Below are 24,000 nucleotides of genomic sequence, written 5' to 3' on the forward strand. Positions count from 1 at the left end.
GATCAGCCGCCCGCGAAGGGTGGCAGCACGTCCAGTTCGGCCGCGTCCGGCACCACGGTGGCCTGGTCGCGCACGGCGACCCCGTTGAGCAGGAAGCTGCACGCGGGCAGCACCTCGGTCAGCCTGCCGGTGTGCCTGCCGCGCACCAGGTCCAGCACATCCGCCACGGTGGACACCCCGGTCAGCTCGACCGCCTCGTCCGGCACCCCGGCCGCGGCCCTGGCCCCGGCGAAGTAGCGCACGGTCACCGATGCCACGTCAGCCTCCGATCGCACTCATCGGGCGCACCGGCTGGGCGAACCCGACCTCGTTGATGCCGTGCCCGGCGGGCTTGGCCCACATCGCCGCCCGCCAGCGCTCGGCGAGCTCCTCGTCCGTCGCGCCCGCGCGCAGCGCGCCGCGCAGGTCCGTCTCGTGCGTGCCGAACAGGCAGGACCTGATCTGGCCGTCGGCGGTCAGCCTGGTCCGGTCGCAGGCGGCGCAGAACGGCTGCGACACCGAGGCGATCACGCCGACGGTGGCGGGTCCGCCATTCACCAGCCAGCGCTCGGCCGGTGCCGCGCCCCGCTCGGCGGTGTGCGGGTCCAGGGTGAACCTGGTGCGCAGCGCGGCCAGGATCTCCGGGCCGCTGACCATCGCCGCCCGGTCCCAGGCGTGCTGCGGGTCCAGCGGCATCTGCTCGATGAACCGCAGCTCGTACCCGCCGTCCAGGCAGAACTCCAGCAGCGGCACCGCCTCGTCCTCGTTCACCCCGCGCATCAGCACCGCGTTGACCTTCACCGGATCCAGCCCGGCGGCCTTGGCCGCGCGCAGCCCGGCCAGCACGTCCGGCAGCCGGTCCCGCCTGGTCAGCTCGGCGTAGCGGTCCCGGCGGACGGTGTCCAGGGACACGTTCACCCGGTCCACGCCAGCCGCGGCCAGGCCCTCGGCCCGCCGCACCAGGCCGACGCCGTTGGTGGTCAGCGAGATCAGCGGCCGGGGCCGCAGCGCGGCGGCGGCCCCCAGCACCTCTTCCAGGTCCTTGCGCAGCAGCGGCTCGCCGCCGGTGAAGCGCAGTTCGGTGATGCCGAGCTTGTGCACCGCGATCTCGATCAGCCGGACCAGCTCGCCGGTGTCCAGCAGCTCCGGCTTGGCCAGCCAGTCCAGGCCCTCGGCGGGCATGCAGTAGGTGCAGCGCAGGTTGCACCGGTCGGTCACGGAAACCCGCAGGTCAGTGGCGACTCGCCCGTAGGAGTCCAGCAGCGCGGGCGTGTCCGGCCGACCGGCAGGCCCGACGGGGGGACCGGTGGCGATCGAGGGCATACCCAGCTGTACCGCTGTCACCCCTCCGAGCGTAATCGCTCTTCCTGACAGAGAACGTCTAGTCTGTGTCGACTGAGAAGTTAGCCATCCTGTAAGTCTCTTAGTTACAGAGGTACTTCGGCGGTCGGGAGAGAGGTGGAGCGGGCATGAGCAGTGACAGCGCCACGACAACGGACGGGCGCAGCGAGGCCGCGGTCACCCTGGCCAAGCTGGGGCGGGAGATGAGCTCGGTCACCATCGCCTTCCACGCGGCCGCGGCCGAGCGGATGGGCCTGTCCGGCACCGACCACAAGTGCCTCGACCTGGCCCTGCACTCGCCCGGACCGCTCACCGCCGGCCGGATCGCCGAGCTCTCCGGCCTGTCCACCGGCGCGGTCACCGGCGTGATCGACCGGCTGGAGCGGGCCGGCTTCGTGCGCAGGGTGCGCGACCCACACGACCGGCGCAAGGTGCTGGTCGAGGTCACCCAGTGCAACGAGGGCCGCTACGACCACATCTTCCGCGGCCTGGTCGACGGCGTGACCGAGATGGTCAGCCGCTACCGGCCGGAGGAGATCGACGTGATCACCCGGTACACCCGCGACTCCATCGAGATGATGCGCGCCCAGATCGCCCGGCTGAACGAGACGCGCTGAACGATGGCCGCACCGGCCGCGGTGGGGGATCATGGCGCGGTGACCGAGAACCCGCGGTGGAACTACCTGATGGACATGGACGGCGTGCTCGTGCACGAGGAGCACCTGATCCCGGGCGCGGACAAGTTCCTCAGCGAGCTGCGCGCGCTCGACGTCGGCTTCCTGGTGCTGACCAACAACTCCATCTACACCCCGAGGGACCTGCGCGCCCGGCTGCGCCGGACCGGGCTGGACGTGCCGGAGTCGGCCATCTGGACCTCGGCGCTGGCCACCGCCAAGTTCCTGGACTCCCAGCGCCCCAACGGCTCGGCCTACGTCATCGGCGAGGCCGGGCTGACCACCGCGCTGCACTCCATCGGCTACGTGCTCACCGACCGGGACCCGGACTACGTGGTGCTCGGCGAGACCCGCACCTACAGCTTCGAGGCCATCACCAAGGCCATCCGCCTGGTCGAGGCGGGCGCCCGGTTCATCGCGACCAACCCGGACGAGACCGGCCCGAGCCGGGAGGGCGTGCTGCCCGCGACCGGCTCGGTGGCCGCGCTGATCGAGAAGGCCACCGGCCGCGCGCCCTACTTCGTCGGCAAGCCGAACCCGCTGATGATGCGCTCCGCGCTGCGCTCCATCGGCGCGCACTCCGAGCGGGCGCTGATGATTGGCGACCGGATGGACACCGACGTCCGCTCCGGCCTGGAAGCCGGGCTGCACACCATCCTGGTGCTCTCCGGCATCTCCACCGAGGACACCGCGGACCGCTTCCCGTTCCGGCCGACCCGGGTGATCGACTCCATCGCGGACCTGGTCGGCCACGCGGACAACCCCTTCCCCGACGGGGTGTGACCCCGGGGCCTAACCTTCCCCGGTGGCTACCGAGCTGAAGATCGACTACCCGGCCGTGGTGGCGGAGCAGAGCGCCGCGTTCACCGCCGCGGTGAGCCGCCCCGGCGCGCTGGCGCGGTCGGTGCCCTCCTGCCCCGGCTGGACCGTGGCCGACCTGGTGACCCACCTCGGCGAGGTGATGACCTGGTGGGCGCACACCCTGGCCGAGGGCGGGCTGATGCCGGAGGAGGAGGCCGTGCTCACCGTGGCCACGCCCGGCGCCGACCTGCTCGGCTGGTGGCGGGCCCGCGCCGGGGCGCTGACCGAGGCGCTGCGCGGCACGCCGCCGGAGTCCCCGGTCTGGTGCTGGTGGCACCCGGAGCAGCTGGGCACCGCGGCCGAGGTCGCCGAGCGGATGGCGCACGAGGCGCTGGTGCACCGCTGGGACGCCGAGCACGCGCTCGGTCAGGCCACCCCGCTGCCCGCCGAGCTGGGCGCGGCCGGGATCGTCGAGTTCGCCACCCGGATGCTGCCCGCCCGCGAGGACACCTGGACCGGGTCCACCGGGGTGGTCCGGCTGCACGCCACCGACCTGGACCGGGTCTGGGACTTCCGCGCGGGCGAGGACGGCCCCCGGCTGCTGCCCGAGCCGGCGGAGGCCCCGGCGGCGGTGATCGCCGGTGCGGCCGGTGACCTGGACCTGCTGCTGTGGCGCCGGCCTGCCGTGGTCAGCACCACCGGTGACCGGGAGCTGGCCGCGGCGTTCCTGGACTGGGCCGACCTCGGCTGAGCTCAGGGCCCGCCGAAGTACTCCTTGTAGCCGCCCAGCGCGGTCTCGGTCTGGCCAGGGCGGTGCCCGGTCTCGGCCGCCGCGGCCGGATTCGCGTCGCGGCGCTCGCCGCGCCGCAGCAGTGCGATGGCCAGCAGCGCGAGGCCGCCGAGGATGCCGATGCCCAGCACGATGAACTCGCTCATCGGCCCAGCGTCCCACGTCCAGGGCCGGTGTGGGGTCGACGGCGGCGGCCCGTCGCGTGAGGATGGGGCGATCTGACAGCGGAGTCGCGGAGGTGCTGTGGTGCCCGGGATCGCCAGTTACGCGTCTGGGACTTCCGAGGTCCCCCTGCTCGGGGACACCATCGGGGACAACTTCGACCGGGCCGTCGAGCGGTTCGGGCAGCGGGACGCCTTGGTCGAGCGGGCCACCGGGCGGCGCTGGACCTACCGCGAGCTGGCCGACGAGGTGAACTCGGTGGCCTTGGGCCTGCTCGGGCTCGGCGTGGCCAAGGGCGACCGGGTGGGCATCTGGGCGCCGAACTGCGCGGAGTGGGTGCTGGTGCAGTACGCCACGGCCAAGATCGGCGCGGTGCTGGTCAACATCAACCCGGCCTACCGGGTGCACGAGCTGGAGTTCGTGCTCAACCAGTCCGGGGTGCGCACCCTGGTGGCGGCCGCGGCGTTCAAGACCTCCGACTACGCCGGGATGATCGAGGAGGTGCGGCCGCGCTGCCCGGCGCTGACCGATGTGCTGCTGCTCGGCGGTGCGGCCTGGGACGAGCTGGTTTCCGTTGGCAGGCAAGGAGATCCGGCCGCGCTGGCGGCGGCGCAGGGCGCGCTGACCCCGGACGATCCGATCAACATCCAGTACACCTCGGGCACCACCGGCTTCCCCAAGGGCGCGACCCTCTCGCACCACAACATCCTCAACAACGGGTTCTTCGTCGGCGAGCTGTGCGGGTACACCGAGCAGGACCGGGTCTGCCTGCCAGTTCCCTTCTACCACTGCTTCGGCATGGTGATGGGCAACCTGGGCGCCACCTCGCACGGGGCCTGCGTGGTGATCCCCGCGCCCGCGTTCGAGCCGAAGGCGACCCTGGCCGCGGTGCAGGAGGAGCGGTGCACCTCGCTGTACGGGGTGCCGACCATGTTCATCGCCGAGCTGGCCGACGAGGACTTCGACTCCTACGACCTGAGCAGCCTGCGCACCGGGATCATGGCCGGGTCACCGTGCCCGGTGGAGGTGATGAAGCAGGTCATCGAGCGGATGGGCATGCGCGAGGTGACCATCTGCTACGGGATGACCGAGACCTCGCCGGTGTCCACCCAGACCAGGGCGGATGACTCCATCCAGCGGCGGGTGTCCACGGTGGGCCGGGTGCATCCGCACGTGGAGGTCAAGATCGTGGACCCGGACAGCGGGCTGACCGTGCCGCGCGGCACGCCGGGTGAGCTGTGCACCCGCGGCTACTCGGTGATGCTGGGCTACTGGGCCCAGCCGGACAAGACCGCGGAGGCGATCGACGCGGCCCGCTGGATGCACACCGGCGACCTGGCGGTGATGGACGAGGAAGGCTACGTCTCGATCACCGGGCGGATCAAGGACATGGTGATCCGCGGCGGCGAGAACATCTACCCGCGGGAGATCGAGGAGTTCCTCTACACCCACCCCGATGTCCTTGACGCACAGGTGATCGGGGTGCCCGACGCCAAGTACGGCGAGGAGCTGATGGCCTGGGTGCGGCTGCGGCCCGGCGCGGAAACCCTGACCGCGCAGGCGGTCCGGGAGTTCTGCACCGGGCGGCTCGCGCACTACAAGATCCCGCGCTACGTGCACGTGGTGGAGGAGTTCCCGATGACGGTCACCGGCAAGGTCCGCAAGGTGGAGATGCGGGAGGTGTCGGTGGAACTGTTGCGGGACAACGGCTAGATGTCGAAGACCGGGCCGGTCTGGCTGCGCAGCGCGCAGCCGTTGCCGTAGGTGCGGGTGAAGTCGACCGGGCGCTTCTGCCAGTTGCCCTTGAGGGTCACCGTGACCGGGCGGTAGTCCATGGTGCAGGCCATGGACTCCTCGGTCATCGACTCCACCCGACCGTCCACTTTGGCCAGTTCGGTGCAGGCGGCGTCCCGGTGCGGGTGGGTGCCGCCGGTGGGTTCGCAGCGCAGGTCGGCGACCTTGCTGGGCGGCGCGGCCCGCTCACCCTCGGCGAAGGTCACGGTGAGCTCGGAGTCCTGGCTGTCCGCCGCGGCAGGTCCTGTCACCAGCAGGACGGCCGTCAGCACGGAGAAGGCCAGCGCGGGTACACGAAAAGCAGCCATGGCTCCGGCTTACCCCACCAAAAACCTACTGGCGGGTTCTTCACCGGTTGGCGCAAGGTGGTTCACTCAGACGAGCAACTGTCCCTTGAGGACGGTCACTGCGCGTCCAGACAGCTGAACCCGGTTGTCACGCAACGTCATCCGCACCGTGCCGCCGCGTGGCGAAGCCTGCTCGGCGGTCAGTGGACCCTCGCCCAGCCGGGGCGCCCACCAGCTGGCCAGGGTGCAGTGCGCGGAACCGGTCACCGGGTCCTCCGGCACGCCGAAGGCCGGGTAGAAGCAGCGGCTGACCACGTCCAGGCCGGGGCGGTCGCCGGGCGCGGTGACGATCACGCCGCGGACCGGGAGCCGGCCGATCGCGGCCAGGTCGGGGACCAGCGCGCGCACCTCGGCCGCCGTGGCCACCTCCACCAGCAGGTCGCTGACCGCCTGCGCGGTGGCCTTGACGGTCACGCCGGGCAGCCCGGCCAGCAGGTCGGGGGCGGGTTCGACGCGCACTGGCGGGTCGGCGGGGAAGTCCATGGTGATCGAGCCGTCCCCGGCGGGCACGCAGACCAGCTCGCCGCTGCGGGTGCTGAACCGCTGCTCGCCGCCGAGCACGTGCGCGGTGGCCAGGGTGGCGTGCCCGCACAGGTCGACCTCGGCGGCCGGGGTGAACCAGCGCAACGGTTTCGCGCCCTCGGCCGCCGGGTCGACGAAGGCGGTCTCCGCGTGCTTCATCTCCGCGGCCACCGACTGCATCCACTCGGCCGGGCGTGGCTGGGTCAACAGCACCACCCCGGCCGGGTTGCCACCGAACGCGGTGCCGGTGAAGGCGTCCACCACAAAGATCTCCACAACCCCAACCTAGCGGGTAGCGTCCGAAGGCGTGACCGACATTTTGCGCTGGGGCGTGGTCGCCACGGGTGGCATCGCCGGGGCGGTGACCTCGGACCTGTTGCTGGTGCCGGGGATCGAGGTGCACGCGGTCTCCTCCCGCGCGCTGACCAAGGCCGAGGAGTTCGCCGGGCGGTTCGGCATTCCGCGCGCCTACGGCGACTACCACGAGCTGCTGGCCGACCCGGACATCGACGTGGTCTACGTGGCCACCCCGCACAGCCAGCACCACGAGGTCGCCTCGGCCGCGCTGCGGGCAGGCAAGAACGTGTTGTGCGAGAAGGCCTTCACCATCACCGTGGCCCAGGCCGAGGAGCTGGTCGCGCTGGCCGAGTCGCGCGGGCTGTTCCTGATGGAGGCCATGTGGACCCGGTTCATCCCGTTGGTCCGCAAGCTGCGCGCGCTGCTGGCCGATGAGGCGATCGGCGAGATCCGGTTGGTGCGCGCGGACTTCGGCTTCCGCGCGCCCTACGATCCCGGGCACCGGCTGTGGAACCCCGCGCTGGGCGGGGGCGCGCTGCTGGACCTCGGCGTGTACCCGGTGTCCTTCGCGCACATGGTGCTCGGCGTGCCCAGCGAGCTGCACGTGCACGGCTCCCGCGCGGCCAGCGGCGTGGACGCCGAGGCCGCGCTGCTGCTCGGCTATCCCGATGGCGCGCAGGCGCTGCTGAGCACCTCCCTGCTGGCCGGGACCGGGATCACCGCCGAGGTGGTGGGCACCACCGGCCGGATCGAGGTGGCCTCGCCGTTCTACGCGCCGACCGCGATGACCTTGCACCGCAACGGGGCCGAGCCGGAGACCTTCCGGCATGAGCTGTGGGGCAACGGTTACACCTACCAGGCGCGTGAGGTGGTGGAGCAGATCGCGGCCGGTGAGGTGGAAAGTCCGGAGATGGCTTGGGCCGACTCGGTGAACGTGATGCGCACCCTCTGTGCCGCACTGGGCCGGATGGGGGTCGCGCACCCGGCCAGCCAGACGAGTTCTGGTCCCTGACGCTTCAGGTCTCTGGGTGCCTGGCCGATAGCCAACGGGTGGAACGGAGATCACTAGACGCCCTCGTCCACTCGCAAGACCTCGTCGAGGCGGCGCTCCGCATGGACCACGCCATCGGCGCGGACGGTTTGCCGCACGCGAACGGCCGCGGTCTGGTGCACGACGTGATGCGCACGGTGGACCTGCTCCAGCGGGTCGCCGACGACGTCAAGGACACCGCGCTCACCTGGGTGGACGCCCAGGACATCAGCGAGGACGAGTACATCACGGTGTGCCAGCACCTGGACGAGATGATCCAGGGACTACAGGCCACGTTCGTCTCGGCGCAGGCCGCCTACCACGCGCTGGGCACCGAGGCGCGGCAGAACCCCACGGCCGCGGTCACGGCCGCCCTGCTGGCCGTGACCACCCCGCTCGGGGATGGCTTCCGCCCGCCCGTGCCCCGGCGCGAGATCCACAACGGGGCCGCCCGTTGACCCTGACAACTCAACCGGTCACGCGGCCTGCTCGCTGACCCAGCGGCACAGCGCCAGCAGCGTGCTCTCCGCGCTGGCCGCCATCACCTCGCGCAGGGTGAGCAGCTCCTCGCGGGTGGCGCCGAGCACCGGGTCCAGGCGCAGCACCTGCCAGTGCTGGGCGACCACGGTGCCCGGCCCGTCCGCGGTGAAGGTCCAGCGCCAGCGCACGATGCCCCCGGCCAGGCCGCCGACCACGAAGCTGAACTCGGCGCCCGGCTCGGCGGTCTCCACCTGCGACCGGCTGCGCCAGGTCCGCTCGCCGCGCTGGTTCCGGCCGGAGAACCAGGCCCCGGGTCGCGGTCCGGCGCCCTCGTCGTACTCGGCGGCGACCGCGGTCGGGCTCCAGGTCCCGATCATGGACACGTCGCTGACCAGGTCGTACAGCGGGTGCGGGGCGGCGGGCAGCCAGGCCCGGCGGGTGAAGGTCAGTTCGCCAAGGGAGATCATGCGGCCACCCTGTTCGCCGCGGGCCGGGCTATCCAGACCGGCGTTGTCCTACCACTGGGAGGGTCACCCTCGGCCCGGCGCGGACCCGGATACTCGGGGTGTGGACACCGGACTCGCCGACTTCCTGCAGGCCTGCCGGGCCCGGCTGCGGCCGCAGGACGTGGGACTGGTGCCCGGCGACCGGCGGCGGGTGCCCGGACTGCGCCGGGAGGAGCTGGCGCAGCTGGCCGGGGTCAGCACCTCCTACTACGTGCGGCTGGAGCAGGGCCAGTCCCGCAACGCCTCGCCCGAGGTGATCGACGCGCTGGCCAGGGCGCTGCGGCTGGACCAGGCCGAGCGCCAGCACCTGCACGACCTGGCCCGCGCCGGGCAGCGCGCCCGCCGGGCCAGGGGGCACCCGGTGGAACGGGTGTCCGAGGGCACGGTCGAGCTGCTGCGCGCGCTCGGCGACACCCCGGCGCTGGCCCTCGGCCGTGCCTCGGACGTGCTGGCCTGGAACCCGGTTGGGCACGCCCTGCTCGCCGGGCACCTGGACTTCACCGCGCCCCAGCGCCCGGCCGAGCGCCCGAACATGGCCCGCCAGGTGTTCCTGGACGCGCACACCCGCGAGCTGTACGCCAACTGGACGGACAAGGCCCTCGCGGTGGTGGCCAACCTGCGGCTGATGACCGGCCGCTACCCGGGGGACGCCACCCTGACCGGTCTGATCGGCGAGCTGTCCACCCGCAGCCCCGAGTTCGCCAGGTTCTGGGCGGGCAACCGGGTCGCGGCCTGCAACGGCGCGGTGTACCGGTTGCGGCATCCGCTGGTCGGCGCGCTCACCGTGCTCCAGCAGACGCTGATCCCGGTCGGCGAGTGGAGCCAGACGCTGGCGGTGAGCACCCCGCGCGACGAGGCCTCGGGCAGCGCGCTGGCCCTGCTCGCGCACGAGGTCAGCTCGCGTTGACCACCAGCGCGGCCGCGTCCTCCTCGCCGAAGCGCTCTTCCAGCTCCTCCGGCGAGTAGTCCAGGTCGATCTGGGCCACCGGCACCCCGCGCGCGGACTCGATCGCGCCCAGCCGCCGCTGCGCCCGGTTGGCCGCGTAGGCCACGAACTCCTGCACGTCGAAGTCGAACGGCGGGGTCTCGAACTGCTCCTGCACCCACTGGATCGCGGTCAGCGCGTGCGGCAGCAGCTCGCCCATCACCTGCTGCACCAGGTCCCAGTTCCGGTCGTCGGCGGCCACGTGCCTGCGACAGGTGAAGGTGCCCCAGGCCATGTGCCGCCGCTCGTCGTCGCCGATCTTGCGGATCAGCTCCTGCATGCCGGGCAGGATGCCGTTCTCCTGGCAGACCTTGTTCCAGGCGTGGTAGCCGGTCAGCGCCAGGGTGCCCTCGACCACGTGGTTGTAGGTGACGCTGGCCCGGATCTGGTTGGCCGGGCTGGGATCCTCGGCCACCGCGGCCAGTGCGCTGGGCAGCGCGTCGTAGAAGATCGCCCGGTAGCCGGGGTTGCCGTCGACGAAGGGGTGCAGGTCGCCGGTCAGGCCCACCGCGTCCAGCCAGCGGCGGAACACCTCGGTGTGCTTGGCCTCCTCGAAGGCGAACTGGGTCAGGTACATCTCGTCGGCCAGCCTGCCCTCGGCGGCCATCGCCCTGATGAACGGCTGGATGTCCTCGGTCACCGCCTCCTCACCGGCGATGAACATCGCGGTCAGGTAGGTGCTGCCGGCGCGCTGGTCCTCCGCCATGTCCGCCCAGTCCAGCGCGTCCTGGCTGAAGTCGATGTCCGCCGGGTTCCAGAACCTGGCGTTGCCCTTGACGAACAGGCGCATCGGGAAGGAGTCCCAGTTGAGCCCGCCCTGGCGTAGCGAGTGGAAACCCTGTCGCGTCACGTCTCACTCCTTTGTGGACAGATGAGGACCGAGCATCGCCGCGGCGACCGCGGTGATCGCCTCGGCGGCCTGGTCAGGGCCGCCGGAAGGCAGCAGCAGGTGGCTCACGGTCAGCCGGACCGCGGTCTCCGCGTGCAGCGCGGCCACCTCGGCGGGCAGGTGCGGCAGCCGCGCGCCGATGTGCCCGCGGACCAGCTCGGTGGCCGAGGTCAGCACGGGCGCGCCGCGGGTGGTCACGAACGGCAGCAGGTCCTGGGCATCGGCGCCGGTGAGCATGGCGGCGATCAGCCGGTTCTCCGCCGCGTGGGTCAGGATGTAGCGGGTCGCCGCGCGGATGCCGTCCAGCAGGTGCTCCGCGCGCTCCAGCCGGTGCGCGGTGCCGGCCAGGAACTCCGCGGTCAGCCGCAGCGCGACCGCCTGCACCAGCGCGTCCTTGTTGCCGAACTCGTTGTAGACGGTCTGCCTGCTCACCCCGGCCGCGGTGGCCACATCGGCCATCCGCAGGCCGTGGAAGCCGCGGTCGGCGAGCAGGTTGGCCGTGGCGTCCAGCAGCGTCTCGCGCAGCGAGGCCTTGATCCTGGCCGTGAACGGTGTGATCTGAGCCACCATCCGAGTTTGACACGAACGACCTCCGTGTCAAGTGCCTCGACAGCGAGAAATCGTTTGTCAAGGCACGTACGGTGGAGCCGTGGCCAACCTGACCGTGGGTTTCGACCTGGACATGACGCTGATCGACCCCCGGCCCGGCATGGTGCTGGCCATGGACGAGGTCGGCCGCCGCACCGGTTTCCCGGTCAACGGGGAGAAGTTCGCGAGCAACCTCGGGCCGCCGCTGGACGGCTACTTCCGCAGCTGCGGCCTGGACGAAGAGCAGGTCGCGAGGGGTGTGCGCGAGTTCCGCGCGCTGTACCCGGAGATCGTCATCCCGCGCACGGCCGGTCTGCCCGGCGCGGCCGAGTCACTGGCCGCGGTGCGCGCCGCTGGCGGTTCGGCGGTGGTGGTCACCGGCAAGTACGGGCCCAACGCGCAGCTGCACCTGGACGCGCTCGGCTGGCAGGTCGAGCACCTGGTCGGCGAGCTGTGGTCGACGGAGAAGGCGGTCGCGCTGCGCCGGTTCGGCGCCAAGGTCTACGTCGGCGACCACATCGGCGATGTCAACGGGGCCAGGGCGGCCGGGGCTTTCTCGGTGGCCGTGCCCACTGGACCGTGCACCGCGCAGGAGCTGCGGGCGGCCGGCGCGGACCTCGTGCTGGACTCGCTGACCGAGTTCCCTAGGTGGCTCGCCGGATCAGCCGCGGTCCTTGCGGGACTGCCGGAACACGGCGAAGACGCCGAGCGCGAGACCGATCGGCAGCAGCAGACAGGCCAGGTTCAGCCACAGGGGTAGTTCGGTCTGCCCGGCGGCGAACAGGCCGAACGTGCTGACCACCGCCAGCAGACCGATCGCGAACACAGCGATGGCTACCGGTATCAGCTTGATCTTCGGGGCGGTCGCGGCCACGCTGGAAGCTTAGACGTTCACGCGGGGACCACGGGTAGCGCGCACAACTCGGCTACTCTGGAGAACACGCGCCTCTCGCACTCTTGAGGCGCGTTTGTCGTGACTTAGGGAAACGGTGAGGACAGTGCCGAGCGGCAGGGTCAAGTGGTACGACGCGGAGAAGGGCTTCGGCTTCGTGACCCAGGACGGGGGCGAGGACGTCTACGTGCGCGCCTCCGCGCTACCCGAGGGTGTCTCCGCGCTCAAGCCCGGCATGCGGGTGGAGTTCGGCGTCGCTGACGGTCGCCGGGGTCCACAGGCGCTGTCCGTCCGGCTGGTGGATCCGGTGCCTTCGGTGGTGGAGGCCCGGCGCCGGCCCGCGGAGGAGCTGCACGGGCTGATCGAGGACATGATCAAGGTCCTGGAGTCCACCGTGCAGCCGGACCTGCGCCGCAACCGCTACCCGGACCGGAAGGTGACCAAGCGGATCGCCGAGGTCGTGCGCGCGGTGGCGCGGGAGCTCGACCCGAACTGATCTTGGGTTACGACGGCCGCGGGGCCTACCCGCGGTCGTCCACCGAGATCACCCAGGTCCCGCGAGTCCCGAAGCTGACGCCGCCCTCGGTGTTGGCCGAGATGGCCGCGCCGTACTGGTGCACCTCGATGGTCTCCAGCTGCGCGTCCGCCTCCGGCAGCTTCAGCGTGTAGGCCAGCGTCTTGTTCGGCGCGAAGGCCTCGCTGCGGCCGTCGACCTTGCCGTTGTCCGGCTTGCGGTAGCGGAAGACCACCTGCCACGGCGTCTCGCCGATCCGCGGATCGACCGAGATCTTGACCTCCTGGCCCTTGGGCACCCGCAGCACCCCGGCGGCCTTCGGGTCGGCCTGGCAGTTCTCCACCTTCACGTCGCAGTACTGCGAGGGCTTCACCGCGAGCGACTTGCCCGCGGCGAACAGGGTCACCTCCGGCGGTCCGACCGGGGCGGCACAGGCGGCCACTCCGGACAGCGCGACAGCGGCGAGCAGCAACGACAGTCCCTTACGCACGAACCCGACTCTAGGTGGTTGCCGGACGCAGCGGCCGGTCGCCTCCGAAGCCCGGGATCAGCGAGGAGCCGCGCCCGGCCAGCAGGGTCTGGGTGAAACCGAGGGCCAGCAGCACCGAGACCACGGTGAAGCCGATCCAGTACTCCGGCGGCAGCAGCAGGCCGACCGCGCCGCCGAAGGTCCAGGCCAGCTGGAGCACGGTCTCCGAGCGGCCGAAGGCCGAGGCCCGCGACTCCTCCGGCATGTCCCGCTGCACCACCGCGTCCAGGCACACCTTGGCCAGCGCGGAGGCGGTCGCGCCGACCAGACCGACGATGGCCGCGGTGGTCAGCCCACCGAAGATCGCGGCCACCACGGTGGCGGCCAGCGAGGACCCGACGCAGACCAGCAGCAGCTGGTCCGGCTTGCTGAAGCTCAGCCGCGCGCCGACCGCGCTGCCCACGAAGTTGCCCGCGCCCGCGGCCGCGCCGATCACGCCGAGCAGCAGCAGCTGCATGAACGGCTCGCCCTGGGTCTGCGCCTTCACCGCGAACGCGGCGAAGAGCATCAGGAAGCCGGTGAGCACCCGGACGGTCGCGTTGGCCCATAACGTGACCACCAGCACCCGGCCCATCGGCTGCCGCTTCCGCTTCGGGTGTGCGCCCACCGAGGCGGGCACCTCGCCCTCGGTGACCTCCACCCAGGCCGGGATGCGCACGCAGGACCACACGCCGACCGCGCAGATCGCCGCGGTGAACCACAGCGCGCCCTGCGGCCCGAACAGCTGGCCCAGCCCGGCCGCGATACCGCCGAAGGCCACGCTGGCCACCAGGCCGAACACGGTCAGCCGGGAGTTGGTCCGCACCAGGTCCAGCTCATCGGGCAGCACCCGGGGTGTCACCGCGGCCTTGAGCACGCCGAAGGACCTGGACAGCACCATGCAGCCCAGCGCGGCCGGGTAGAGCGCCCAGTTGTCGAAGTTCAGCGCCATCACCGCGGCCAGCGCGATCCGGCCGGCGAAGGAGACCGCCAGCGCCAGCCGCCTGCCCTGCTGCATCCGGTCCAGCAGTGGGCCGACCACCGGGGCGACCAGCGCGAACGGGGCCACCGTGATCAGCAGGTAGAGCGCGACCTTGCCCTTGCTCTCCGCGCTCGCGGCGGAGAAGAACAGCGTGTTGGCCATGGCCACCGCGATCGCGGCGTCCACGGCGTAGTTGAGCATGGTGGCGTAGGTCAGCGCGGCCAGCCCGGACTCGCGGGCGCCGTCGGCGGCCACCCCGCGGCGGAAGGCCCGCACCGCCTGCTGGGTGAGGTGCTTGCTCCGCCACATCATCACCCTGGTGACGGTGATCTTCTTCGGCGGCGCGGGCGCGTCCGGCTGGGCCGGCGGCGGCTCTTCCTCGTAGACCTCGTCCGGGTAGTACGGCGAGGGCGGCGGGCGGTGCGGCCTGCCCGGCGGTGGCGGGGCGGACCTCGGCGGCGGTGGTGGGGGCGTGCGGCGGCGCACCGGCTCGGTGCGGCGCTCGCCCTGGTAGTCCGGGTCGTCCTCCCAGGGATAACCCCGGCCGCCCTCGGCAGGCGGTTCGTACCTGCGGGTGCGCCCGCGGCTGCCGTTGCGGGTCGGCTCGTCCGGTCCGGGTCGCATCACACTCCTAATCCTGCCGTACCGGAACGAACTTGACCCGGAACATGGCTGGCCAGAGCTTTCCGGTGAGCAGGAACTCCTCGGTGCCCGGGATGGCCGCGATGCCGTTGAGCACGTCCGCGCCCTCCTTCTGCTCCGCGCGGAGCAGCCCGCTGGCATCCACTACGGCGGTGACCGCGCCGGAGTTCGGGTCGATCCGCAGGATCTCCTCGGTCTGCCACACGTTGGCCCAGACCGCGCCGCCGACGCACTCCAGCTCGTTGAGCTTGCTCACCTCGCTGCCGGAGCGGCGCACGGTGACCGTGCCGGTGCGGGCGAAGGTCTTCGGGTCGCGGAAGCTCAGCGTGCCGGTGCCGTCACTCATCACCAGCCGGTCGCCGTCCTTGCACAGGCCCCAGCCCTCGCCCTCCAGGCCGACCTGGTCGATCTGGGTCAGCTCGCGCCGGTTCCAGCGCAGCGCGTAGCCGTCCTGCCAGGTCAGCTGCCAGATCACGTCCCCGGCCACGGTGATGCCCTCGCCGAAGAAGCCGTTGGGCACCGCCGCCTGCCGCCGCACCTGGCCGGTCTCCCGGTCCACCTCGCGCAGGGTGGAGGACCCGGCCAGCCCGGTGCCCTCGTAGAGGGTGCCGTCGGCGATCTCCAGGCCCTGGGTGAAGGCGGTGTGGTCGTGCGGATGACTGGACAGCACCTCGGCGCGCAAGCGTTGTGGTTGCGGTTCGCTCGCGGCCGAGCAACCGGAAAACACCAGGCTCGCGCACACCGCCGCGGTCAGCACCGTCACCACTCGCACGGTCACAGGGTGGCATGCCGCATCGGTGCTCGCCGAGATGCGGCACAATCTGCTATGTGACCCCAACCTCCACTCCAGCCGAGCACCGGACCGACTCGATCGACGGCACGCAGGCGAGCGCCGCACTGGTGAACGCGGTCCCGCTGGCCCAGGCCGCGGCCGCGGAGGCCGCTGAGGGCGAGGAGGTCGGCGGGCACGTCGGCACCGCGGTCGAGGACCCGTCGGCCGTCACCCACTTCTTCGAGGCCGCGCACCCCGGCTACACCGGCTGGCGCTGGGCGGTCACCATCTCCCAGGCAGGCGGCGAGGAACCGGTCACGGTCAGCGAGGTCGTGCTGCTGCCCGGCCCGCAGGCCCTGGTCGCCCCGGACTGGGTGCCGTGGAACCAGCGGGTCAAGGCCGGTGACCTCGGCGTCGGCGACCTGCTGCCCACCTCCCCCGACGACCACCGACTGGTCCCCGGCTACCTGCAGAGCGATGACCCCGCGGTCGAGGAGGTCAGCCGTGAGGTGGGCCTGGGCCGGATGCGGGTGCTGTCCTGGGAGGGCAGGGCGGAGGCCGCGGCCCGCTGGACCGGCGGCGACTTCGGACCGGGCAGCGACATGGCACGCAGCGCGCCGGGCTCCTGCGTCGGCTGCGGGTTCTTCCTGCCGCTGGCCGGGTCGCTGCGCGCGGCGTTCGGGGTGTGCGGGAACGAGTACTCGCCCGCCGATGGCCGGGTGGTGCACGCGGAGTACGGCTGCGGCGCGCACTCCGAGGCCGAGGTGGACACCTCGCCGCTGGTGCCGGTGGCCGAGGTGATCTACGACGACGCGATGCTGGACATCGAGCAGCGGCCCAGCCCCGCCGAGACCGCGCCCAGCGCCGCCGAGACTGCGCCGGAGACCGCGACCGAGACTGCCGCGAAAGCCGCGACCGAAGCCGCGCCGGAGGGCTCGTTCGAGGCCACGCCGGAGCCCACCGCCGAGGCTGCGACCGAGGCCGCCCCGCAAGCCGCCCCCGCGGAGTCCGCGCCCGAGGCCGCAACTGAGCCCGTCGAAGCCGAGGCGATCCTGCCGGAGTCCCCCGCCGCGAACGAAGCCCAGGAGTGAGCGAGACCTTCCGCGCCGACGAGCTGCGCCAGGCGACCCTGGCGGCCTGGGCGTCCTCGCCGACCCGGTTCCGCGAGGACGCCAACGCCGAGGACGACCTGCGCTACGGCGGCTACCGCGACCGCCTCTTCGTCGAACTCGCCCAGAACGCCGCCGACGCGGCGGGCGCGGGCGGCATCCTGCGCGTGATCCTTGCCGGTGACGAGCTCAGGGTGGCCAACACGGGTGCTCCGCTGGACGCCGAGGGCGTGGCCGCGCTGGCCTCGCTGCGGGCCTCGGCCAAGCGCTCCGGCGGGGTCGGGCAGTTCGGCGTCGGGTTCGCCGCGGTGCTGGCGGTCAGCACCGAGCCGAGTGTGCGCTCGGCCGCCGGGGGTGTGCGGTTCTCCGCCGCGGACACCCTGGCCGAGGTGCGGGCCATCCCGGAGCTGGCCGCCGAGCTGGCCGAGCGGGAGAACACCGTCCCGGTGCTGCGGCTGCCCTGGGCGGTCGGGCCCGAGCCGCTGCCGCCCGGCTTCGACACCGAGGTGCGCCTTCCTCTGCTGTCCGATGTGGACGGTCAGTCGCTGCTGGACCAGCTGGCCGGACAGGCCGAGGACCTGCTGCTCGCGCTGCCCGGGCTGAGCCGGATCGAGGTCGAGGACCAGGTCTGGACCAGGGTGGACCGCCCGGACGGCGTGGCCGAGCTGAGCACGCCGACCGGACCGTCCCGCTGGGCGCTGCACCGGGAGTCCGGGCAGCTCGGCGAGGAGGTGCTGGCCGGTCTCGGGGTGGAGGCGCGGCGGCGCACCGGGTGGTCGGTGTGCTGGGCGGTGCGGCTGGACGAGTCCGGCACGCCCTGCCCCGCCGGCTCCGACGTGCTCTACGCGCCCACGCCCACCGACGAGCGACTTTCCTTACCCGCCAGGCTGTTCGCCGGGCTGCCGATCGAACCCTCCCGCCGTCGGCTGGCGCCGAGCCCGGCCGCGGACGCGGTGCTGCGCGCCGCCGCCGACTGCTACCCGCAGCTGCTGCTGGCGCTGCCCCCGGCCAGCCGGACCGCGCTGGTGCCGCTGCCGGAGTTCCCGCTCTCCGAGGTCGACGAGAAGCTGCGCGAGCTGGTGCTCACCGCGCTGACCAACGCCGAATGGCTGGTCGCCGCGGACAAGGCGGTGCTCTCCCCGCGCCAGGCCTGCCTGCTGGACGTGGCCGCGCCGGAGCTGGTCGAGCTGCTCGGGCCGTCCCTGGGTGGGCTGTTGCCCGCCGAGCTGGCCGGGGCCGAGCACCTGCGCGCGCTGCAAGCCGTTGGCGTGCGCCGGATCCGGCTGCCCGAGGTGGTCGCCACCGTGGCGGGCGTGGACCGCGCGCCGGAGTGGTGGCACCGGCTCTACACCGCGCTGGCCCCGGTGGCCGAGGTCGACTCCACCGCCCGCGAGGAGCTGGGCGCGCTGCCGGTGCCGCTGGTCGACGGACGCACCGTCACCGGCCCGCGCGGGGTGCTGCTGCCCGAGGTGGCCGACGACATCCTCACCGCTATGTCCACTGTGGACATCGGCCTGCGGGTGGTGCACCCCGCGGCCAAGCACCGGCTGCTGGAACGCCTCGGCGCCAAGTCCGTCGGCGCGGCCGAGCTGCTGGAGGAGCTGCGGCCCGCGGTGGAGCGCAGCGTGGAGGACCTGGAAGCCGGGCTGGACACCGCCGCGCTCACCGACGTGGTGCTGCGCTTGGTCGAGCTGGCCGGACTGCGCAGGGGCGAGGCCCCGTGGCTGGCCGCGCTGGCCCTGCCGGACGAGCACGGCGACCCGCGCCGGGCCGATGAGCTGCTGCTGCCGACCTCGCCGCTGCGCGAGGTGCTGGCGCAGGACAGCCCGCTCGGCGTGCTCGCCGCCGACGTGGCCGAGCGCTGGGCGCCCGGCCTGCTCACCGCGATCGGCGTGCTGGACTCCTTCCCGATCATCGTGGACGAGTCGCCGACCGGCCCCGACCACGACCTGCCGGACGAGCAGGAGTGGTGGGACGAGGTGGCCGCCGCGCACCCGGCAGGCGAAGGCCCCCGGCAGATCGTCGCGGTCGGCGACCTGGACCTGGTCGCGGCGGAGGCCTGGCCGGTCGCGCTGCGCCTGATCGCGGCGGATCCCCTTGCCTGGCAGGCACTTCGGCTGCGGGACGGGCACACCGCCTGGTGGCTGTCCCGGTTCGCGCTGATCGGCGGCCGCCCGCCAAGGGACTGGCGCCGGGCCGACGTGGACGAGCTCAACGGCCTGTACGAGGTCGTCCCGGCCGAGGGACTCAGCGATGAGCTCCTCGCCCTGCTCGGTGTCCGCGACTCGGTCGAAGTGTCCGATGTGGACGATGCCATCGACGTGCTGGCCCGCCTCGCCGATCCGGACCGGCTGGTGCGCGAGGGCGTGGTGCTGCGCGCGCACGAGGCGCTCGCGGACGCGGTGAGCGAGGGCAGGGTGGACCCGGCCGAGGTGGAACCGCCAGCCGCGGTCCGCTCGCTGGCCGGCACCGTGGTGGCCACCGAACGCGCGCTGGTGCTGGACGGCCCCTGGTGGCTGGCCGTGCTGGACCCGGCCGAGGTGGTCGCGGGCGGGGACGCCCCCGCACTGGCCGACCTGCTCGACCTGCCCACCTCCGACGGCGACGAGGTGGTCAGCGCGGGCCGGGTGCAGCCCTGGGCGGAGCTGGACGGCGTGGTCGAGACCTGCGACCTGCTCGGCCTGGACTACCCCGACGGGGACCTGCACGTGCACGAAGAGCTGGTGGTGCTGGTCGACGAGACCCGGCACACCGTGCCCTGGTGGCTGGACCCCGACGGCGAACTGCACACCACCGAGGACCCCCAGGGCCTGGCCCGCGCCCTGGCCTGGACCCTGGACCGCTGGGACGACCGGCACCTGCTGGCCGCCCTGCTCGCCGACCCGACCGCGCCGACGCTGCTGCGCTGAGCGGGCGTACTCCTGACCTGTCCCCCATTCGGTGTCCGCATTTCCGGTGATGCGACGGCCGGTGGGGTGGAACAGGCCCCGAACGGGCTCTGCCATCCGGACGATCGCGCTACGGTCGGCAGGGAGCGTTCGCGCACCACAGCCTGGGGGAGGCGTTGTGTTGATGCGAAGGGGGAGCGTTGAGGGGGAAGATCGCGGTCACCGCGGATCAGCTCAGGCAGGTGGGCAGGGGCCTGGTCGCCACCGCTGACCAAGCGCAGCGGGACATCCGTGCCAACAGCGGCGCGCAGGACGGCGACGCGGCGGCGAACACCTCGTTCGCGCTGGCCCAGGCGCTGTCGCAGTGCGAGGACACCTGGTCGCAGGCCCTGATCGCGGTGGCGACCAAGCTGGCGGTAGCCGGTGACAACCTGGAACTGACCGCAGGCGCCTACACCCACGCCGAGGACACCGCACGGTCCGGGCTGGCGCCGCGATGACCACGGTGGAGGAACTGCGCGAGGCCGAGCCAGGAGTGTTCACCCGCGCCGCGCAGCGCTGGCAGGAGCTGGCCAAGTCGATGACCAGCCGGGCAGGCGAAGCCACCCGGGGACTGGCTGGGCTGGGGGAGTGGCGCGGGGCGGCGGCGGAGGTCGCCAAGCAGCAGATCGGCGACCAGCGCGGTCGCCTGGACGACCTCGCCAAGGGGCTTTCCGGTATCCCGCCGGTGCTGCGGGAGGCGGGCGAGCGCCTGACCCGGCTACAAGCAGCGCTGCGTGACGAGCTGGCCACCGCGCGCGCGAACCACCTGCGGGTGGCCAGCGACGGCCTGGTGGTCGACGGCGCCGTGGTGGTGGCCACGCCGATGCCGCAGGGCGCGCCGAACCGGGCCCAGCTGTGCGCGGATCTGACCACCAGCGTGCGCGACATCCTCCGCCAGGCCGCGACCGTGGACGCCGATGCCGCGGCCGCACTGCGCCGCATCACCCAGGAGGTCACCGGCATGGCGCCCGGCGGCATCCAGGTGTGCACTCCCGCCAGTGCCACCATCCCGGCGGCGGGAACCTCGCCGGCGGAGGTGAAGCGGTGGTGGGACGGGTTGAGCATCGCCGACCGGGAGTCGTTGCTGGCCACCGACGGCGCCCGGATCGGAGCGCTGGACGGGGTGCCGGCCGTGGTGCGGGATCGAGCCAACCGGGTGGTGCTGGCCGGGTTGCAGGCAAGCTTGTCCGAGGAGAAGACCCGGCTGGCGGCCAAGCCGCACCTCACCCATGACGACCAGCAGCGCTTGGTGGAGCTGACGGACAAGCTCAAGGGCCTGGACGCGATCACCCAACGTCTGCGGGCGACCCCGGATGCCGGCAAGCAACCGGCTTTCCTGCTGGGGGTCAACGCAGACGGCAACGGGCGGGCGATCGTGGCGATGGGCAACCCGGACACCGCGAAGAACGTGGCCACGCTGGTGCCGGGCACCGGCTCGAACCTGGCCGACGGTGGCGACTACCTGCAGCGGGCCGACCGCATGGTGACCGCCGCGCGGCAGGCGGGGTCGGAGTCCACGTCGGTGATCAGCTGGGTCGGCTACGACGCTCCGCAGTCGCCGCTGCCGGACGCGGCTGGTGAGAGCTACGCCCAGAACGCCAGGGAGGGTTTGGCGCGCTTCCAGGAGGGACTGCGCGCCACGCACGAGGGACAGCCTTCGCACAACACGGTGGTGGGGCACAGCTACGGTTCGACCGTGGTCGGGCACACCGCGCGGGACCTGGGGCTCAAGGCCGACGACCTGGTCTTCATCGGTAGCCCCGGGGTCGGCGTCGAGCGGGCCGACCAGCTCAACATCCCGCCGGAGCGAGTGCACGCGAGCGTGGCCGAACACGACGTCATCAACGCGACCAACGTCCCGATCGGGCTGGACCGGGACAACGTGCCGATCTTCGACCCGCTCGGGCCGGATCCCGCTGATCAGCGTTTCGGTGGCAAGGTCTTCACCTCCGACCCGGGCACGTCCAACCTGGGGTTGCCGAGCATCGCGGCGCACATGGAGTACTGGGACATCACGAACAAGTCGCTGCGGAACATGGGAAAGATCATTGCCGGTGAGCCGACGGACTAGAGGACTGCTCGTGCTGGGTGCCGTGGTGGTGCTCGGCGTGGCCGCGCTGGTTGTCTACACGTGGACGGGGAGAGTTGTGCAGCCGACCATCACTCAGCAGGAAGCCACCGAGCGGGTGGATGGCTACATCCGCGCGGCCATCGCGCAACTTCCGGCCGATGCCGGTTTTACCCAGGTGGTGGCCGATGTCATGTCCTGCGAGCCGTCCTCGGACAACGGTCCCCGGGGCCGGAAGGTGGTCTCCAGAGCGTTCGAGACCACGGCGGTGCCGGTCGCGGAGTTCAACCGGGTGTTCGACACCCTCAAGAGCTACTGGGTGGGCAACGGTTACGTGGTGCTGGAGGACTCGCGGCCGAAGGACTGGTACCTGTGGGTGCAGCACCAGCCGGATGAGTTCCGGCTCAGCGTGCAGGGCAACGCCCGCGGGCTGCTGGCCATCAACGCGAGTTCGCCGTGCGTGTGGCCGAACGGGACGCCCGACCCCCAGTAGACCGATCCCCGTCGCCTAGACCCCGGTCTGCGCCGAGCGGGACCCGCGCCTGGCGGCCGCGCGCTGCCAGGCGATCACGGCCAGCCCGACGAAGCCGAGCAGTCCGCCGACCAGGCAGGTCCAGGTCCACACCGACTCGGTGCCGCGCAGCGTGAGCAGCACCACGAACGCGACGAAGAACACCCCGGTGCCGACCGACACCGCGGGCACCGCGTCCACCAGGCCGCGGGGCAGGGCGGGCGGGGGCGGGGGTGTTTGCCTGTTCGTAACCGGGCTGGGTTCGCTTCTCTCGGCCACGTCAGGCAGGCTACCTGCCGAAACGACGGCCAGTGGCAGCAGGGAGGAACCGCGGTGGCCAAGACAGGGGTCCCGTCCGGTCTCGACCGGTTCTTCAAGATCTCCGAGCGGGGTTCTTCGGTCAGCAGGGAGGTCCGCGGCGGGCTGGTCACCTTCGTGACCATGGCCTACATCGTGGTGCTCAACCCGCTGATCCTGGGCAGCTTCTCCGCGGCGGACGCCGGGGCGAAGAAGGACGTGCTCGGCGCGATCCTGCCGGTGCCGCAGGTGGCCGCGGTGACCGCCCTGGTCGCCGGGGCGATGACCATCCTGTTCGGACTGATCGCGAACTACCCGTTCGCCATCGCCACCGGGCTCGGCATCAACAGCCTGGTCGCGGTCACCATCGCCCCGCAGGTCACCTGGCCGGAGGCGATGGGCCTGATCGTGGTCAACGGCCTGGTGGTGCTGTTGCTGGTGGTCACCGGGTTCCGCACCGCGGTGTTCAACTCGGTGCCCGCACCGCTGAAGGCCGCCATCGCGGTCGGCATCGGGCTGTTCATCTGCCTGATCGGCCTGGTGGACGCCGGGTTCGTGCGCCGCATCCCGGACGCCGCGGGCACCACCGTGCCGGTCAGCCTGGGCATCGGCGGCTCGATCGCCTCCTGGCCGACGCTGGTGTTCGTGGTCGGCCTGGTGGGCACCGCGATCCTGGTGGCGCGCAAGGTCCGCGGCGCGATCCTGATCGGTGTGCTGGGCAGCACCGTGCTGGCCATCGTGATCGAGGCCCTGGTCAACGCGGGCCCGTCCAAGGGCAGCAACCCGCGCGGCTGGAACCTCGGCTACCCCGCGCTGCCGGAGAGCGTGTTCAGCCTGCCGGACCTGTCACTGGTCGGCGAGGTGTCCTTCGGCGCCTGGACCCGGCTGCCCGCGCTGGCCGCCGCGATGCTGGTGTTCACCCTGGTGCTGACCGACTTCTTCGACACCATCGGCACCATGACCGGCCTGGGCAAGGAAGCGGGGCTGGTGGACAAGGACGGGCAGCTGCCCAACACCAGCAAGGCGCTGTTCGTCGACGGGGTGGCCGCGGTCGCCGGTGGCGTCGCCTCCAGCTCCTCCAACACCGTCTACGTCGAGTCCGCGGCCGGTATCGCCGAGGGCGCCCGCACCGGGCTGGCCAACGTGGTCACCGGCCTGCTGTTCCTGGCCGCGATGTTCTTCACCCCGCTGTACCAGGTGATCCCGGTGGAGGCGGCCGCGCCGGCGCTGGTGATCGTCGGCGCGCTGATGATGACCCAGATCGTGGACATCGACTTCACCGACTTCACCGTGGCCCTGCCCGCCTTCCTGACCATCGTGGTGATGCCGTTCACCTACTCCATCGCCAACGGCATCGGCGCGGGCTTCGTCAGCTACGTGGCGCTGAAGGCGGCCACCGGCAAGGCCCGCGAGATCCACCCGCTGATGTGGGTGGTCGCGGTGGCCTTCCTGCTCTACTTCGGCATCGGGCCGCTGCGCGCGCTTTTCCTCTAGAGGCAGGCCGCCAGAGCGGGCCACCGAACGGCGTCCCCCGTACGTCCTGCTCCGGCCGCCGAACGGGCGGAGCAGGACGACCCGGTTGACACCCCC

At 72.2% G+C, this 24,000-nt stretch carries 27 protein-coding genes; 15 read left to right on the forward strand and 12 right to left on the reverse strand.

Annotated features, from left to right (window positions below; translation table 11 throughout):
• Positions 1 to 2 precede the first annotated feature (2 nt).
• Complete coding sequence (locus tag M8C13_RS20960) at positions 3 to 257, reverse strand: MoaD/ThiS family protein (RefSeq protein WP_252482343.1); 255 nt, start codon at positions 255 to 257, stop codon at positions 3 to 5.
• Position 258: 1 nt separating this feature from the next.
• The gene (moaA, locus tag M8C13_RS20965) at positions 259 to 1,323 is read right to left on the reverse strand and encodes a GTP 3',8-cyclase MoaA (protein WP_374213112.1); all 1,065 of its coding nucleotides are present in this window, start codon (positions 1,321 to 1,323) and stop codon (positions 259 to 261) included.
• A gap of 125 nt (positions 1,324 to 1,448) precedes the next feature.
• Between moaA and M8C13_RS20970 the strand changes: the two genes are divergently transcribed.
• From M8C13_RS20970 to M8C13_RS20980, 3 genes are all read left to right on the forward strand, one after another.
• Positions 1,449 to 1,937 (forward strand): MarR family winged helix-turn-helix transcriptional regulator, encoded by a 489-nt coding sequence (locus tag M8C13_RS20970; RefSeq protein WP_252482344.1) that lies wholly within the window; start codon positions 1,449 to 1,451, stop codon positions 1,935 to 1,937.
• A gap of 69 nt (positions 1,938 to 2,006) precedes the next feature.
• Complete coding sequence (locus M8C13_RS20975) at positions 2,007 to 2,777, forward strand: HAD-IIA family hydrolase (protein ID WP_283666073.1); 771 nt, start codon at positions 2,007 to 2,009, stop codon at positions 2,775 to 2,777.
• A 22-nt stretch (positions 2,778 to 2,799) separates the two neighbouring features.
• Entirely contained in the window at positions 2,800 to 3,546 is a 747-nt protein-coding gene (locus M8C13_RS20980) for a maleylpyruvate isomerase family mycothiol-dependent enzyme (RefSeq protein ID WP_252482346.1), read from the forward strand.
• Positions 3,547 to 3,548: 2 nt separating this feature from the next.
• Here M8C13_RS20980 and M8C13_RS20985 read toward each other — a convergent pair whose 3' ends face one another.
• Entirely contained in the window at positions 3,549 to 3,731 is a 183-nt protein-coding gene (locus M8C13_RS20985) for a hypothetical protein (RefSeq protein WP_252482347.1), read from the reverse strand.
• 100 nt (positions 3,732 to 3,831) lie between these two features.
• On the opposite strand from M8C13_RS20985, the gene M8C13_RS20990 reads away from it, so the two are divergent.
• The gene (locus tag M8C13_RS20990) at positions 3,832 to 5,460 is read left to right on the forward strand and encodes an AMP-binding protein (RefSeq protein WP_252482348.1); all 1,629 of its coding nucleotides are present in this window, start codon (positions 3,832 to 3,834) and stop codon (positions 5,458 to 5,460) included.
• Here M8C13_RS20990 and M8C13_RS20995 read toward each other — a convergent pair.
• Together M8C13_RS20995 and M8C13_RS21000 are read right to left on the reverse strand one after the other, a co-directional pair.
• The gene (locus M8C13_RS20995; RefSeq protein WP_252482349.1) at positions 5,457 to 5,849 is read right to left on the reverse strand and encodes an SSI family serine proteinase inhibitor; all 393 of its coding nucleotides are present in this window, start codon (positions 5,847 to 5,849) and stop codon (positions 5,457 to 5,459) included. The two genes, M8C13_RS20990 and M8C13_RS20995, sit on opposite strands and share 4 nt — an antisense overlap.
• 66 nt (positions 5,850 to 5,915) lie before the next feature.
• Complete coding sequence (locus M8C13_RS21000) at positions 5,916 to 6,686, reverse strand: PhzF family phenazine biosynthesis protein (protein ID WP_252482350.1); 771 nt, start codon at positions 6,684 to 6,686, stop codon at positions 5,916 to 5,918.
• A gap of 31 nt (positions 6,687 to 6,717) precedes the next feature.
• On the opposite strand from M8C13_RS21000, the gene M8C13_RS21005 reads away from it, so the two are divergent.
• Complete coding sequence (locus M8C13_RS21005; RefSeq protein WP_252482351.1) at positions 6,718 to 7,719, forward strand: Gfo/Idh/MocA family protein; 1,002 nt, start codon at positions 6,718 to 6,720, stop codon at positions 7,717 to 7,719.
• A gap of 101 nt (positions 7,720 to 7,820) precedes the next feature.
• Complete coding sequence (locus M8C13_RS21010) at positions 7,821 to 8,195, forward strand: hypothetical protein (RefSeq protein WP_252482352.1); 375 nt, start codon at positions 7,821 to 7,823, stop codon at positions 8,193 to 8,195.
• An 18-nt stretch (positions 8,196 to 8,213) separates the two neighbouring features.
• Here the strand turns inward: M8C13_RS21010 and M8C13_RS21015 are convergent, their stop codons facing one another.
• On the reverse strand, positions 8,214 to 8,684 hold the full coding sequence (locus M8C13_RS21015) for an SRPBCC family protein (protein ID WP_252482353.1): 471 nt from the start codon (positions 8,682 to 8,684) through the stop codon (positions 8,214 to 8,216).
• Positions 8,685 to 8,784: 100 nt separating this feature from the next.
• Here M8C13_RS21015 and M8C13_RS21020 point away from each other — a divergent pair, with 100 nt between their 5' ends.
• Positions 8,785 to 9,630 (forward strand): helix-turn-helix domain-containing protein, encoded by an 846-nt coding sequence (locus M8C13_RS21020; RefSeq protein WP_252482354.1) that lies wholly within the window; start codon positions 8,785 to 8,787, stop codon positions 9,628 to 9,630.
• On the opposite strand, the gene M8C13_RS21025 is transcribed toward M8C13_RS21020, so the two are convergent.
• Positions 9,617 to 10,498 (reverse strand): R2-like ligand-binding oxidase, encoded by an 882-nt coding sequence (locus tag M8C13_RS21025; RefSeq protein WP_252482498.1) that lies wholly within the window; start codon positions 10,496 to 10,498, stop codon positions 9,617 to 9,619. The two genes, M8C13_RS21020 and M8C13_RS21025, sit on opposite strands and share 14 nt — an antisense overlap.
• Before the next feature lie 63 nt (positions 10,499 to 10,561).
• Positions 10,562 to 11,164: a TetR/AcrR family transcriptional regulator gene (locus M8C13_RS21030; RefSeq protein ID WP_252482355.1), complete on the reverse strand. Its 603-nt coding sequence runs from the start codon at positions 11,162 to 11,164 to the stop codon at positions 10,562 to 10,564.
• Positions 11,165 to 11,255: 91 nt separating this feature from the next.
• On the opposite strand from M8C13_RS21030, the gene M8C13_RS21035 reads away from it, so the two are divergent.
• Together M8C13_RS21035 and M8C13_RS45110 are read left to right on the forward strand one after the other, a co-directional pair.
• A complete protein-coding gene (locus tag M8C13_RS21035; protein ID WP_256509434.1) occupies positions 11,256 to 11,945 on the forward strand; it encodes an HAD family hydrolase in 690 nt (229 codons plus the stop codon).
• A 238-nt stretch (positions 11,946 to 12,183) separates the two neighbouring features.
• Positions 12,184 to 12,573, forward strand: coding sequence for a cold-shock protein (locus M8C13_RS45110; protein WP_252482356.1), 390 nt, complete (start codon positions 12,184 to 12,186; stop codon positions 12,571 to 12,573).
• Between the two features lie 25 nt (positions 12,574 to 12,598).
• On the opposite strand, the gene M8C13_RS21045 is transcribed toward M8C13_RS45110, so the two are convergent.
• Genes M8C13_RS21045 through M8C13_RS21055 form a run of 3 tightly spaced genes read right to left on the reverse strand, consistent with a single transcriptional unit; the run spans position 12,599 to position 15,489 of the window.
• The gene (locus M8C13_RS21045; protein ID WP_252482357.1) at positions 12,599 to 13,081 is read right to left on the reverse strand and encodes a DUF2771 family protein; all 483 of its coding nucleotides are present in this window, start codon (positions 13,079 to 13,081) and stop codon (positions 12,599 to 12,601) included.
• Between the two features lie 10 nt (positions 13,082 to 13,091).
• The gene (locus M8C13_RS21050; protein WP_252482358.1) at positions 13,092 to 14,705 is read right to left on the reverse strand and encodes an MFS transporter; all 1,614 of its coding nucleotides are present in this window, start codon (positions 14,703 to 14,705) and stop codon (positions 13,092 to 13,094) included.
• Between the two features lie 7 nt (positions 14,706 to 14,712).
• Positions 14,713 to 15,489, reverse strand: a complete 777-nt coding sequence (locus M8C13_RS21055) for a glutaminyl-peptide cyclotransferase (protein ID WP_252482500.1) — start codon at positions 15,487 to 15,489, stop codon at positions 14,713 to 14,715.
• 62 nt (positions 15,490 to 15,551) lie between these two features.
• Between M8C13_RS21055 and M8C13_RS21060 the strand changes: the two genes are divergently transcribed.
• The 5 genes from M8C13_RS21060 (at position 15,552) to M8C13_RS21080 (ending at position 22,095) form a co-directional block, all read left to right on the forward strand.
• Entirely contained in the window at positions 15,552 to 16,586 is a 1,035-nt protein-coding gene (locus M8C13_RS21060; protein ID WP_252482359.1) for a DUF3027 domain-containing protein, read from the forward strand.
• Positions 16,583 to 19,513 carry a sacsin N-terminal ATP-binding-like domain-containing protein gene (locus M8C13_RS21065; RefSeq protein ID WP_252482360.1) on the forward strand — a complete coding sequence of 977 codons (2,931 nt, stop codon included), beginning with the start codon at positions 16,583 to 16,585 and terminating at the stop codon, positions 19,511 to 19,513. The genes M8C13_RS21060 and M8C13_RS21065 overlap by 4 nt, the downstream gene beginning before the upstream one ends.
• A gap of 179 nt (positions 19,514 to 19,692) precedes the next feature.
• On the forward strand, positions 19,693 to 19,992 hold the full coding sequence (locus M8C13_RS21070) for a type VII secretion target (RefSeq protein WP_252482361.1): 300 nt from the start codon (positions 19,693 to 19,695) through the stop codon (positions 19,990 to 19,992).
• Positions 19,989 to 21,605 (forward strand): alpha/beta hydrolase, encoded by a 1,617-nt coding sequence (locus M8C13_RS21075; protein WP_252482362.1) that lies wholly within the window; start codon positions 19,989 to 19,991, stop codon positions 21,603 to 21,605. The genes M8C13_RS21070 and M8C13_RS21075 overlap by 4 nt, the downstream gene beginning before the upstream one ends.
• Entirely contained in the window at positions 21,589 to 22,095 is a 507-nt protein-coding gene (locus M8C13_RS21080; RefSeq protein WP_252482363.1) for a hypothetical protein, read from the forward strand. The genes M8C13_RS21075 and M8C13_RS21080 overlap by 17 nt, the downstream gene beginning before the upstream one ends.
• Before the next feature lie 15 nt (positions 22,096 to 22,110).
• Here M8C13_RS21080 and M8C13_RS21085 read toward each other — a convergent pair whose 3' ends face one another.
• On the reverse strand, positions 22,111 to 22,392 hold the full coding sequence (locus tag M8C13_RS21085; RefSeq protein ID WP_252482364.1) for a DUF2530 domain-containing protein: 282 nt from the start codon (positions 22,390 to 22,392) through the stop codon (positions 22,111 to 22,113).
• Between the two features lie 54 nt (positions 22,393 to 22,446).
• Here M8C13_RS21085 and M8C13_RS21090 point away from each other — a divergent pair, with 54 nt between their 5' ends.
• The gene (locus M8C13_RS21090) at positions 22,447 to 23,904 is read left to right on the forward strand and encodes an NCS2 family permease (RefSeq protein ID WP_252482365.1); all 1,458 of its coding nucleotides are present in this window, start codon (positions 22,447 to 22,449) and stop codon (positions 23,902 to 23,904) included.
• Positions 23,905 to 24,000 lie beyond the last annotated feature (96 nt).

This window comes from Crossiella sp. SN42, from assembly GCF_023897065.1.
Lineage (GTDB): Bacteria > Actinomycetota > Actinomycetes > Mycobacteriales > Pseudonocardiaceae > Crossiella.

Bases quoted from the DNA above. Each gene is read 5' to 3' on its own strand.
- M8C13_RS20970 (WP_252482344.1), top strand. From the start codon at position 1,449: ATGAGCAGTGACAGCGCCACGACAACGGACGGGCGCAGCGAGGCCGCG.
- M8C13_RS20975 (WP_283666073.1), top strand. From the start codon at position 2,007: ATGGACATGGACGGCGTGCTCGTGCACGAGGAGCACCTGATCCCGGGC.
- M8C13_RS20985 (WP_252482347.1), bottom strand. From the start codon at position 3,731: ATGAGCGAGTTCATCGTGCTGGGCATCGGCATCCTCGGCGGCCTCGCG.
- M8C13_RS20995 (WP_252482349.1), bottom strand. From the start codon at position 5,849: ATGGCTGCTTTTCGTGTACCCGCGCTGGCCTTCTCCGTGCTGACGGCC.
- M8C13_RS21010 (WP_252482352.1), top strand. From the start codon at position 7,821: ATGGACCACGCCATCGGCGCGGACGGTTTGCCGCACGCGAACGGCCGC.
- M8C13_RS21015 (WP_252482353.1), bottom strand. From the start codon at position 8,684: ATGATCTCCCTTGGCGAACTGACCTTCACCCGCCGGGCCTGGCTGCCC.
- M8C13_RS21025 (WP_252482498.1), bottom strand. From the start codon at position 10,498: ATGCGCCTGTTCGTCAAGGGCAACGCCAGGTTCTGGAACCCGGCGGAC.
- M8C13_RS21050 (WP_252482358.1), bottom strand. From the start codon at position 14,705: ATGCGACCCGGACCGGACGAGCCGACCCGCAACGGCAGCCGCGGGCGC.
- M8C13_RS21075 (WP_252482362.1), top strand. From the start codon at position 19,989: ATGACCACGGTGGAGGAACTGCGCGAGGCCGAGCCAGGAGTGTTCACC.